At 33.0% G+C, this 12,848-nt stretch carries 11 protein-coding genes; 2 read left to right on the forward strand and 9 right to left on the reverse strand.

All coding sequences use genetic code 11. The features are described from left to right. Positions 1-77: 77 nt before the first annotated feature. From NAT47_RS08630 to pheT, 7 genes are all read right to left on the reverse strand, one after another. Positions 78-2,525 (reverse strand): PIG-L family deacetylase, encoded by a 2,448-nt coding sequence (locus NAT47_RS08630; protein WP_250581994.1) that lies wholly within the window; start codon positions 2,523-2,525, stop codon positions 78-80. An 84-nt stretch (positions 2,526-2,609) separates the two neighbouring features. Then, positions 2,610-3,146: a mechanosensitive ion channel domain-containing protein gene (locus NAT47_RS08635; protein WP_250581995.1), complete on the reverse strand. Its 537-nt coding sequence runs from the start codon at positions 3,144-3,146 to the stop codon at positions 2,610-2,612. Continuing rightward, positions 3,130-3,723 carry a Maf-like protein gene (locus NAT47_RS08640; RefSeq protein ID WP_250581996.1) on the reverse strand — a complete coding sequence of 198 codons (594 nt, stop codon included), beginning with the start codon at positions 3,721-3,723 and terminating at the stop codon, positions 3,130-3,132. The genes NAT47_RS08635 and NAT47_RS08640 overlap by 17 nt, the downstream gene beginning before the upstream one ends. Then, a complete protein-coding gene (locus NAT47_RS08645) occupies positions 3,716-4,639 on the reverse strand; it encodes a geranylgeranylglycerol-phosphate geranylgeranyltransferase (protein WP_250581997.1) in 924 nt (307 codons plus the stop codon). Before NAT47_RS08645 ends, NAT47_RS08640 begins: the two co-directional genes overlap by 8 nt. A gap of 95 nt (positions 4,640-4,734) precedes the next feature. Next, a complete protein-coding gene (locus NAT47_RS08650; protein WP_250581998.1) occupies positions 4,735-5,262 on the reverse strand; it encodes a KdsC family phosphatase in 528 nt (175 codons plus the stop codon). Then, on the reverse strand, positions 5,246-6,004 hold the full coding sequence (locus NAT47_RS08655) for a Rossmann-like and DUF2520 domain-containing protein (protein ID WP_250581999.1): 759 nt from the start codon (positions 6,002-6,004) through the stop codon (positions 5,246-5,248). The genes NAT47_RS08650 and NAT47_RS08655 overlap by 17 nt, the downstream gene beginning before the upstream one ends. 105 nt (positions 6,005-6,109) lie before the next feature. Then, positions 6,110-8,539 (reverse strand): phenylalanine--tRNA ligase subunit beta, encoded by a 2,430-nt coding sequence (pheT, locus tag NAT47_RS08660; protein WP_250582000.1) that lies wholly within the window; start codon positions 8,537-8,539, stop codon positions 6,110-6,112. 269 nt (positions 8,540-8,808) lie between these two features. On the opposite strand from pheT, the gene NAT47_RS08665 reads away from it, so the two are divergent. Together NAT47_RS08665 and NAT47_RS08670 are read left to right on the forward strand one after the other, a co-directional pair. Further along, on the forward strand, positions 8,809-10,314 hold the full coding sequence (locus NAT47_RS08665) for an aldehyde dehydrogenase family protein (protein WP_250582001.1): 1,506 nt from the start codon (positions 8,809-8,811) through the stop codon (positions 10,312-10,314). Between the two features lie 134 nt (positions 10,315-10,448). Beyond that, the gene (locus NAT47_RS08670) at positions 10,449-10,829 is read left to right on the forward strand and encodes a DUF779 domain-containing protein (protein ID WP_250582002.1); all 381 of its coding nucleotides are present in this window, start codon (positions 10,449-10,451) and stop codon (positions 10,827-10,829) included. Between the two features lie 34 nt (positions 10,830-10,863). Here the strand turns inward: NAT47_RS08670 and NAT47_RS08675 are convergent, their stop codons facing one another. Continuing rightward, the gene (locus NAT47_RS08675; protein WP_250582003.1) at positions 10,864-11,787 is read right to left on the reverse strand and encodes an AraC family transcriptional regulator; all 924 of its coding nucleotides are present in this window, start codon (positions 11,785-11,787) and stop codon (positions 10,864-10,866) included. Between the two features lie 161 nt (positions 11,788-11,948). Further along, complete coding sequence (locus NAT47_RS08680) at positions 11,949-12,830, reverse strand: PorP/SprF family type IX secretion system membrane protein (protein ID WP_250582004.1); 882 nt, start codon at positions 12,828-12,830, stop codon at positions 11,949-11,951. Positions 12,831-12,848: the final 18 nt, after the last annotated feature.

The raw sequence follows: 12,848 nt of genomic DNA on the forward strand, positions 1-12,848 counted from the left end.
ATAGAAAATCAAAATGTAGATAGCATTCAAAATCAGTACAATGCTATAACTTTTTTTCCATCTGTGTTTTTCTTCCATTACTTATCCAATGCAATTAAATTAGCCAATAATCTATAAGCGCCACTTACCCCTTCAGGAAGTTCTCTAAAGAAACTTAATCCAGTGTAAATATAATTTCCTTTTCCGTATTTAGCGATTAATAAACCTCCATTTTTTGGTGTTTCGCCTGGATCATTGGAAGCTAAAATTGGAATAAATTCGGAACTCCATTCGTTTGGATAATACAATCCTTGCTCTTGGACCCAACCTGTGAAGTCCTTTTCAGAAATTTTATTAGGTTGATTCAGTACTTTGTGATTTGGGGATAAGAAAGTAACTTTCGCATTTTCATCGGTAACGCGATCTCTTGAAAGTTTTATGTTGTAAGGTGCTATTTCTTTGGTAATCAAATTATTGGTAGTATTATACTGAACGATAACATTTCCACCATTAGCCACATAATCAAAAAGTATTTTATTCTTAAATTTCAATTCGTCTACCACATTAAAAGCACGAATTCCTAAAATTACAGCATCAAAGGATTTTAAATTTTCGGTTGTGATTTCGTTTGGATTCAGATTAGTCACTTGGAAACCTAAGTTTTCTAAATTTTTGTTCACTTCGTCACCAGCACCCATGATGTAACCGATATTTTTACCTTTTGTAGCAATATCTAATTTTACCACTTTAGATTCAGAAGTTACTAAAATTGTTTGTTTTGGGATGTGAGGATATTGAATGCTAACTAATTCTTTGTCCAAAGTTCCGTTTGATGTACTTATTTGCGCTATTAATTTTGATGTAATTTCAGGTTTTGTAGGATACACTTTAAAAGTGAACTTACGTTCTTCATTTTTGGCTTCAATTGAAAACGGAATTTCCTTAGGTTCGATTTTCCAATCTTGTGGAATTACTAACGACAGTTTTCCCGAAGTATTCGCTTTATGAGCTTTTACTTTTATAGTTATTTCTTTAGGTTGGGTTGAATTGAAAATAATTACTTTAGGCTCAATTGAAGAAGTAAATTCAGGTAAAATGGTAAAAGGAACATAGGTTTCGCCATCATCTGGATTATTGAATTTGTAGCTAATATTTTTAACGAATTCGATAGTTTTTCCTTCGATTTCCATAGTAAAAATTACAGGAAATGAAGTAGAAATTTCAGGTAAAATACGAATCGATTTATCCGAAACTTGATACATACCTTCGGTTTGTTGTTCTTTTAACCAAAATAAATTAGAATAATCAACCGCATTTCCAACCACAACATCTTTGAATTCAAGACTTACTCTTTCGTTGTTTTTTAGAGGTTTGTTTTGAGTTTCGTTTTTAATATTTAATGCGTTAATCGAAATCAGTTTTACATTCGATTGACTACGATTAATCACCTCCAATTGAAGATTGAATTTACTATCTTTTGTAATCGTTTCTGTATCTGCAATGGCTTCCATGAACAAACCGCTACAAGCTTCAATAATTTTGATAATTTGTTTCGTTTTGATTTCTTTCCAATGCGAATCTTCTAATTTTTGAATCAAATCGTAGGCTTTGATTAAATTTGGAATGTGAGTGGATGGATTTCCAAAGTTGAAATTCTTTTCAATTTCGTATAAAATTTTACCGATTTCATTGCCACCTTTTACTCGATTCCAAGACGTATCGATGCCTTCAAAAAGGTTGGTATTGCTTGGTAAATCACCTTTTAGCAACTCTAAATACTCAATTTCGTCACCACGTGTTCCTAAAGTTCCAAAACCTTGACATTTGTGTTGGCTGCGACTCAAAGCAGCAATTTCGTTATTGCTTTTTCCTTTTAAAGGATAAAAAACGTTAGAGTTTACAGCTAAAAGATTCGATTTATCGGCTGCATCAAACGCTTCTTGGCTGCCATAAAACCACCAAGAGGTGTTGAAAAAAACACGTTTTGGTTTGTATTTTATTATATCATAAGCTTCTAAACTTAGCATAGCAGAAGCAGTATGATGTCCGTGAGTGGTTCCTGGCGTATTGTGCGCAAAACGGTTTACAATGATATCAGGACGAAAGGTTTCCATAACCTGTATTACGTCTTCCATAACCTCTTCTTTATTCCAAATGGCAAATGTCTCATTTGGTTCTTTCGAAAAACCAAAGTCATTAGCGCGAGTAAAAAATTGTTCACCACCATCAATTCTTCTAGCTGCTAGTAATTCCTGAGTTCTGATAGCCCCTAATTTTTCTCTAAGTTCGGTTCCGATTAAATTTTGTCCGCCATCGCCACGAGTTAAGGATAAATAGGCAGTTTGTGCGTGGTAATGATTGGAAAAATAGGTGATAAGCTTCGTGTTTTCATCATCAGGATGTGCGGCAACGTAAAGTACTTTTCCTAGGAAATTTAGTTTTTGAATTTGCTCGTAAATTTCAACTGAATTCAGTTTTTGTGGAGCTTGAGCTAATGTTGCTATTGAAATAAAAAAAATAAAGATTGAAGTAAAGCTTCTTTTCATTGCTATGGTTTTGTTTCAAAAATAAGGAATTAAAAAAAAGGAAGATTTTTTTGCTTTCTATTTAACAGATTTTTATAAAATGAATCAGTCAAAAAATTCTTTTTCTTCTAATGATTTGTAAATTACTGAAATTCCTTTTTGCATTAATAGGTTGTTAGGATAGGTAATCATTTCACCATCATTTGTTTTTAAGATTACATAGAAGGCTTTAATATCTTCAATTTCTCCTTCAACAGGATATTCTTTATCGTGAATTTTGATTTTATCTCCAATCTTAAACGGATAAGAAAAGAAAATAATAATGCCTGCTGTAATGTTACTTAGAATCGACCATTGGGCAAAAGAGGCAACACCAACAACGGCAAAAATTGAAGAAATAAAAAGTAAAATTTGATCTTTTTTTACTCCCCAAATTATAGTGATCGAAATCACTGTTAAAATTCCCAATAAAAGATTAATGTATTTGATTATTAGATTAGTACGATGTTCTAATACTTCGTTTAATCTTGCAAAGCGAATGACCACTTTAGTAATGATTATTCTTAAAATGATATAAATTAGAATTACAGTTAAGGTAGCAATTCCTTCTTCCCAATACGGATTGTTAATTAGTTTTTGCATAATTCATCAGTTTTTGAAATAGCATTTCTGTGGGTAAACCTACTACATTGGTATACGAACCTTCAATTTTTGAAATTCCGACTAAACCAATCCAATCTTGAATTCCGTAACTTCCGGCTTTGTCAAAAGGTTGGTAATTATCAAGATAATATCTGATTGCTTCATCAGATAAATTGGCAAAAGTAACTTTTGTCACACAATGAAAAACCTCTGTTTTGTCCATAGATTTCAAGCAAACAGATGTAATCACTTCATGCGTTTGATTAGCCAATTGTTGTAACATTTGAAAGGCATCATCATAATCTTTTGGTTTGCCCAACGCTTTTCCGTTTAACCAAACGATTGTATCACTTGTAACTAATACGTCGTTTTCTTTTAGTTCGTTTTCGAAGGCATTGGCTTTTAATTCGGCTAAGAAATTGGTAATTTCTTCGGCTTGCAAATACTCGGGATAGATTTCTTCAATTTCCTTTAAGCGAATGGTGTAATGCAAATCCATTTCTTTAAAAAACTGCTGTCTTCTGGGTGAACCCGAAGCTAAAATAATATTGATTGTATTGAGTTTGTCTTTAAGCATGGGTTAATTTTAAATTGAAAACAATAACAGCAACCGATAAAATTCCGAAAAAGAGAATCATTTTCAAGACCAAACTCAAATGATGAAATTCTTTTTTTGCACTAGCATTCAGTAATTTTACTCCACAATAAATGAGTGGTCCAACGATTAAAATCATTGTATAATATACGACATAATCCAATTCGAATAAATTAGAATTTACATAATAGACTAAAATTCCAATTGAAATTATGGTTAAAACGCCAACAATTATCTTCGTTTTTTGAACTCCGATAGCGATAGGCAACGAGTTAATTCCTGATTGATAATCGCCATCCATATCTTCCATGTCTTTAACAATTTCACGTATCAAATTGATGATAAAAGCAAAAACGGCATAATGCATTAAAATATCGAACGCTTCTTTCATTCGGAAACGATTTTCTACATCAATTGCGGGTAAAATATCAAATAATCCAATGATGATGATACTCGTTGAAAGCATTAATGCCACTACAACATTACCTAGGACAGGAATTTGTTTGAAACTCGTAGCATACATATAAAGTAAGGTCGCCACCAAAATAAACATAGAAGCGAAAGTAGGTTTGTAAATCACATTTGACAAATAAAACCCAATTCCAACACCAACAATTGTCAATCCAATATACCAATTATACGCCACAGTTTCCGAAATCGAAATCCCAACTACACGGTTTTGAGGTTTGGCAATTTCATCGGTATCTTGATCCATAATATTATTGATGACATAGCCACCAGCTGCTATGCAAACGGTTGCAATTACTAATAAAATATAATTGAAATCGGTTAAAGCTAAATCAACATAGGATTGTTTTAAAAATAAATATCGAAAAACCAACTGCATAAAGGCTAGTAATAGTAGATTTTGAAATCGAATTAATTTTAAGTATTTCATTTTGTTTTTTGTTATAATATTGTTACTCAAAGTTTCACTAAGTAAATCACAAAGTCACACTAAGTTTTTTGCGTCCTTTGCGTTAAAATCAACTTTTAATCAAATTTCGCATCAAAATGTTCCATCCATTTGCCTTGTACTTTCATTACTTGTTCGATAACATCTCGAACGGCTCCTTTTCCGCCTTCTACGTGTGAAATGTATTTGGATATTCCTTTGATCTCTGGTACAGCATTTTGTGGACACGTTGGTAAACCTACCAATTGCATTACGTGATAATCTGGAATATCGTCTCCCATGTACAACACGTTTTCAGGTTGGATATTGTAAATATCGGTGAATTCTTTAAACGTTTCTACTTTGTTTGGAACGCCTAAATAGATATCGGTAATTCCTAAATTTCTTAAGCGAACGCGAACACCTTCATTACTTCCGCCCGAAATAATACAAACGGTATAGCCATTTTCAATAGCAGCTTTCATAGCATAACCATCTCGGATGTTCATATTGCGAAGCATTTCGCCTGTTGGGGTTACGTGAATAGTTCCGTCAGTTAACACTCCATCTACATCGAAGATGAAAGTGGTAATTTCGTTCATGAGTTCTTTATAACTTTTTGACATGTTGTATCGATTGTGTAAGTAATTGATATAGGTTTTTATATTCGGGGTTTTCTAAGAAATCTAAATGTTTTTCAATGGTTTTGGTATCGTTTCGTAAAGCCGGACCCGTTTGTGCTTCTTTCGGAGAAAGTTCCATGATTTTATGAGCTGTTTCCTGAATTAACGGATGCAATACTTCAAATGAGACGTTGCTTTCTGTGCAAATTTCATTCCCAATATGGTACAAATGATTCACGAAATTACAAACAAAAACAGCAGCTACGTGTAAACTTTTTCGTTGTTCCGAAGAAATTCGGACTACTTTTTGTGAAATGCAATTGCCTAATTTTTCCAAAAGTTGATAATCCGATTCTTTTTCAGCTTCTAAACAAATGGGAATAGGAGAGAAGTCGATTTCTTTGCCTTTGGTGAAGGTTTGTAATGGATAAAAAACGCCTATTCGATTCTGATCATGCAATACTGAAATATCTGAAGTTCCAGAAGTATGCACTACCAAACGATTTTCAAACGGTAATTGCGAAGAAACTTCCGAAATGGCATTATCTGAAACCGAAATAATGTACAAATCAGCCTCAATAATTTTATTATAATCAGATGTGATTTTTTCTTCAGGAAGCAAATGCAATAAATGATTTGGGTTGCGAGCAAATGCTTGAGCCAAATCCACATTTTTAGCCTGCAACAAGACTTGAATTAAGTGTTGGGCAACATTTCCTGAACCTATTAAAACGACTTTTATCATGGGGTAAAAATAGTGAATTTTAAGGAAATTTTGTGATAAAAAAACTCCCAATTCATTTGAATCGGGAGTTTTTTTATACTGTAAACTGCGACTGTAAACTGAACACTATCTCAAACTCGCTCCTAACTGTGTTTCAAAATTACCTTGTAACTTACTCATAATTTTATCAATTTGAGTGTCGGTTAGCGTTTTAGAATCGTCTTGTAAAATGAAACTTACGGCGTATGATTTTTTACCTTCTGGTAAGTTATTTCCTTGGTAAACGTCGAATAGATTAACATCTTTCAATAAGCCTTTTTCAGTTTGCTTCGCGATGGTATAGATTTGTTCGAATTTTACGTTCTCGTCTAATAATAACGCTAAATCTCTTCGAACTTCTGGATATTTTGGAATATCGGTAAACTTGATTTTGTTAGAAACGTATTTTTGAATTTTATCCCAAGCAAAATCAGCATACAAAACTTCTTGTTTAATATCAAAATATTTTAAGATTGATTTTTTAACGGTTCCAAATTCTACAATCACTTCTTTTCCAACGGCTAAGGCTAATCCTTCCGCAAAAACATCATTTTCAAAAGGTAAAGAAATCACTTTTTTATCCAATCCTAAACGACTTAAAATCGTATTGACATATCCTTTGAATAAGAAGAAATCAGATTTTGATTGTGCGTTAGTCCAACTTTCATTTTGACGATTTCCGGTTACCAATAATGTTAGGTGTTTGTTTTCATCATAACCACCTGGCATTTTGTGGTAACTTTTTCCAAATTCAAAGAATTTTAAATCGCTTCTTTTTCTGTTGATGTTGAAAGAAACCGCTTCTAATCCTGAGAATAATAACGATTGACGCATCGAAGATAAATCACTACTCAATGGATTTAACATCATTACATTGAACTCTTCTTTTAAGTTTTCAGAAAGCTTTACGTAATCTGGCGTAGTTAGTGAATTCGCCATCATTTCGTTGAAACCTAAAGAACACAATTGGTTGGCAATGATATTTTGAACTTTATATTCTTCCGTTCTTGATGAATTTGCTGTAGTAGCATTTACCTTAGAAGGAATTTTGATATTGTTATAACCGTAAACACGTAAAATTTCTTCGATTACATCAATTTCTCTAGTAACATCTACACGGTAAGATGGAATGGTTAATCCTAGACCTGCCTCTGTAATACTGTTAACTTTGATATCTAAAGACGCTAAAATTTTCTTAATTGTTTCTGGTTTAATTTCTTCACCAATGATTTTATTCACTTTGTTGAAATGAATAAACACGCTGAAGTCTTCAATCTTTTTAGGATAAATATCCACGATATCCGAAGTAATTTCGCCACCCGCCACTTCTTGAATTAATAAAGCAGCACGTTTTAAAGCGTATTCAGTAATACTAGGATCGATTCCTCTTTCAAAACGGAAAGAAGCATCAGTACTCAACGTATGTCTTTTAGCTGTTTTTCTCACCGAAACTGGATTGAAATAAGCACTTTCTAAGAAAATAGCCTGTGTTTTTTCAGAAACTCCTGAAGTTTTCCCTCCGAAAACTCCCGCAATACACATTGGACCACTTTCGTCACAAATCATTAAATCTTCTTCGTGAAGTGTACGTTCGATATCATCTAAAGTTACAAACTTTGTTCCAGCCGGAACTGTTTTTACAATGACTTTATTTCCTTTAATTTGAGCAGCATCAAAAGCGTGTAAGGGTTGCCCTAACTCGTGTAAAACGTAATTAGTAACATCTACAATATTGTTTTTGGGAGTTAATCCAATTGCCTTCAAACGGTTTTGCAACCAATTTGGAGAGGATTTTACTGTCACTCCCGAAATTGTTACCCCACAATATCTTGGCACTAATTTTTCGTTTTCAACTTTTACATCGATTTTTAAAGTACGTTTTTCTACTTTAAATTTACTAACCGATGGTGTAATTAATTCAGAAGTAGTTCCCTTTTGTGATAATCCAGCACGTAGATCGCGAGCAACACCCATGTGTGACATCGCATCAGCACGATTTGGAGTTAAACCGATTTCAAATACTTTATCTGTTTCGATTTCGAAAACTTTTGAGGCTGGCGTTCCTGGTTTTAAGTCTTCATTCAAAATCATAATTCCGTCATGATTATCCCCAAGACCTAACTCGTCTTCAGCACAAATCATTCCGTGACTTTCTTGTCCGCGGATTTTTCCTTTTTTAATTTCAAATGCGTTTCCGTCTTTGTCAAATAATTTGGTGCCAATAGTCGCCACAGGAACTTTTTGACCTACGGCTACATTTGGAGCACCACAAACAATTTGAACAGGCGCGTTTCCATCACCCAAATCAACGGTTGTGATTTTTAGTTTATCAGCATCAGGATGTTTTTCGCATGTTAAAACATGACCAATAACAACGCCATGTAAACCTCCTTTTAAACTTTCATATGTATCAACGCCTTCCACTTCTAAACCTAAGTCAGTTAGAATGTCAGCAATTTCTTCAGTTTTTAAATCGGTTTTGATAAATTGTTTTAACCAATTGTAAGATATACGCATTTTTGTATCGAATTTTAAACCGCAAAGATACTTTATAAAATTAGAATTTAGAAATTAGAATTTAGAAATTTTGAATACTAGTTTGGTGATAAGTTTAGAAAGATTAAATTGTTAATTTGATAAATATTTGAGATAAAAATTAATAGAAATGTAATTTTTAGATGTTAAAATTATGTCAATATCAGTTTTGTGCTATTAAATGAAATAATTGTGCTATTCTAAAATAAGAATTGAATCTAAATTTGATAAACAAACCTAAAATCAAAATTATGAGTAATTTAATTCAAAGACCACAACTAAAAGAAAAGTACGATAATTATATCAACGGAAAATGGACAGCGCCTTCAACAGGGCAATATTTCGAAGTACTTTCGCCAGTAGATGGAAAATTAATGGCAAAAGCAGCGCATTCGGCTAAAATGGATGTTGAAATGGCTGTAAATGCAGCTGACGAAGCATTCAAAACATTTAGCCAAACTTCGGCTACAGAAAGAAGTATTATGTTGAATAAAATCGCAGACAGAATTGAAGCTAATTTAGAATACATTGCTGCAGTTGAAACTGTGGACAATGGAAAAGCTATTCGAGAAACTTTAGCCGCAGATATCCCTTTAGCTATTGACCATTTTAGATATTTTGCAAGTGTTATTCGTGCTGAAGAAGGTTCTATCACTGAATTAAACAAAGATACGGTTTCTATTATTGTTCATGAACCTATTGGAGTGGTAGCCCAAATTATTCCTTGGAACTTCCCAATTTTAATGGCCGTTTGGAAATTAGCGCCAGCTTTAGCTGCAGGAAATTGTGTGGTGTTAAAACCAGCAGAAAGTACGCCAATTTCCATATTGGTTTTAATGGAAATCATTGGTGATTTAGTTCCTGCAGGGGTTATTAATGTTATTAACGGATTTGGTTCAGAGTTAGGAAGAACTTTAGTTACCAATCCTAAAGTTAGTAAAGCTGCATTTACAGGTTCGACCGCTACGGGTAGAATGGTAATGCAATATGCAACCGAAAATATTATTCCAGTTACGTTGGAACTTGGAGGGAAATCGCCTAATATCTTCTTTCCATCAGTTATGGATGCAGATGATGCTTTTTTAGATAAAGCATTAGAAGGAGTAGCTCTTTTTGCCTTAAATCAAGGAGAAATTTGTACGTGTCCATCAAGATTGTTAGTTCATGAGTCGATTTATGATAAGTTTATAGAACGTGTATTAGAACGAGTGAATGCCATTAAAATGGGTAATCCATTAGACCCTACAGTTATGATGGGGGCTCAAGCTTCTCAAATTCAAAAAGATAAAATTCTTTCGTACATTAAGTTAGGAAAAGAAGAAGGTGCCGAATTGTTATGCGGTGGCGATGTAAATCATTTAGGTGGCGATTTAGAAGGTGGTTATTACATTCAACCAACCTTATTTAAAGGACACAACAAAATGCGTATTTTCCAAGAAGAGATTTTTGGACCGGTATTAGCGGTAACTACTTTTAAAGATACTGAAGAAGCAATTGCTATTGCAAACGACACCATGTATGGATTAGGAGCTGGAGTTTGGACACGCGATGCACACGAATTATACCAGGTGCCAAGAGCGATTCAAGCGGGAAGAGTTTGGGTAAACCAATATCATGCATATCCAGCAGGAGCACCATTTGGAGGTTATAAACAATCAGGAATTGGTAGAGAAAACCATAAAATGATGTTAGATCATTACCGTCAAACAAAAAATATGTTGATTTCTTACAACAAGAACAAATTAGGTTTCTTTTAGTAGATGATAAACGAACCCAGTGTAATGCTGGGTTTGTTTTTATAAATAATTAGAGCTTTTGTGGACTTAATTTATAGTCATCTAAGTGTTTCTATGGTAAAACTTACGTAATTTAGATGTTTAAATTTCAAAGTATGGAAAAAATAAAACGATTAGAAGCTACCGAAAAAGCAATAGAATTAATTAAAAGGCTATCGGATAAGTTTGGTGATTTGATGTTTTATCAGGCAGGTGGATGTTGTGAAGGAACGCAGCCACAATGTTTTGAAAAAGGTGGATTTTATTTGCGTTATGGCGATGTTTGTATCGGAACTATTCAAGGGTTTGAATTTTGGGTGGACAAAGATTTATTCGAATATTGGAAACACGCACATTTTACACTAGATGTAACCGATGGAATAGGAGCAGGCGGATTTTCATTAGAAACCCCTTACGGAAAAACATTCAAAGTAAATTATAGATTATTTACCGAAGAAGAAGTTCAGAATTTAAAGGAAACTAGGTTGAATGAGTAAAAATTAACTTGAAACTTGAAACTTGAAACAAAAATCAACCATTGTAATTCATCAACTGATATTGCTTTGGCGTTACGCCTTCGTATTTTTTGAACAATCGAATGAAGTAATTACAGTCTTCAAATCCAGTAGCGTACGAAACTTCATTGATTTGTATGTTTGGATTGCTCAATAGTTTTTTGGCATATTTTATCTTTTCGTTGAGTATGTATTCTATGGGACTCATACCTAATTCTCTTTTAAAATAGCGATAAAATGAAGTCGTACTCATACAAGCTTTATCGCTCAAATCTTTCAAATTAATAGCTTCTCGTATGTTGTTTTTGATGTATTCGATTGCAGGTGTAATTGGACTATTACTATCTATAAAGTTTTCATTATCAAAACGTTTAGTGGTTTGTGTTTGAATAATTCGGATAATCAATTCTTGAAGCGTTAAATCAGCTAAAACATCTTTGGTTAACGAATTGCCCATGCATTCTTTAATCAGTTTGTTAATTGTACCTGCTAATTCTACATTGTTATAAAAGAAATAGTTTTCATGGTCTAATTTCCATGAATTATTTTGCCCTTCTTTTGGATATTTTTCGTTTAAAAAATCTAAAGTATTGGTGATAATTTGATTATCGATAGCCAAAGAAATACACTGCGTAGGATTATCTTTTGAAGCTTCGGGAAAATCGATTTTCATTTCGGCGTTAGATGGGACAATTACGGTTTCGCCTGGTAAATATTCAAAACTTGGATCTTCAAACAAATGCATTACTTTCTTACCACGCAACATACTCGTAACTACCAAGTCTTTAAACTTCAAAGGAACCAAATCTGATTTTTGATAGGTTTCAAAAATGTTTAGTTCACAATGATCTAAAGAAAAAATAGTACGATTTTCTACCAAAGTTTTTAATGACTTTTCTTGCGTTAAGGCGGGGGTAAATAGTAACGCTTTATTTGGCATAATTTTAATAAATAATTACCCTAAATTACAAAAACAAAAATAAAATAGATATAAAATCCTAAAAATTAACAATTCTTAATCATCGATTTAAAAGATTTCGAATTAAAAATAAAAAAACCTCTAACTTTAAAGATAGAGGTTTTAAATTGGTTTATTAGTTTTTAGAAAGAGAATTTCAAATAGAATTCATTTGAGCCATTTGCTCTTCCTAAAAGTTCTTTTCTTAAGCTATATTCATAGGCATAACCTAACATGAAATTTTTACTGATTTTAATTTTAGCTAGACCAGCAAGCGATTTATCAGTACGATAGGTTGCACCTAAATGAAATCCTTCGTTAATTATCGTTGTAGCAGTAAAATCTGTTGAAAAAGGAGCACCATTTACATAACGTACCATTACAGAAGGAACCAACTCAACGTTTCCACTAATATCAAAGTTATAACCTCCAGAAAAGTAGTAGTGTACACGATCTGTTGACACAGTTGCATATCCATCTTCATTTTTAGCTCTTTCTGTATTTAGCATTTTTGGAGTAGAAAGTGATACATAAAACTTATCATGTTTCAGGTAGAAACCAACTCCCACATTTGGGTTAAAACGGGAGATAGGTACTAAGCTCGGATCACTAATAATGTTATAAGTCTCTAATCCATTCGTATTAACTTCATAGTTATTACCACCGGCTTTAATTCCCATGAATAAATCTAATTCATCTGTTAAAGTAACATTGTAGGATAAGTCTAATGTTACAAAAGATTGTTTTTCAATGAATACTTTGTCGTGAACAAAAGATAAACCAAGTGCTAATTTTTTACCTACAGGAGTCATAAATGATACCGCCTGAGTTGAAGGAGCATCCTTGATACCGGTCCATTGTTGTCTGATAGTTGATTGAAAAATGGTTCCATTTTCGGTTCCAACAAAAGCTGGATTTACTAAATTTAAGTGATCTTTATAGAAAGTAATCATACTTTCTTGTTGAGCTAATAGGCTACTGCTTGTAGCAAGCAGTAGTCCTAATAGAATGATTGTTTTTTTCATAATTTCTAAATTACCTTA

The sequence above is a fragment of the Flavobacterium fragile genome, assembly GCF_023634865.1.
Classification (GTDB): domain Bacteria; phylum Bacteroidota; class Bacteroidia; order Flavobacteriales; family Flavobacteriaceae; genus Flavobacterium; species Flavobacterium fragile.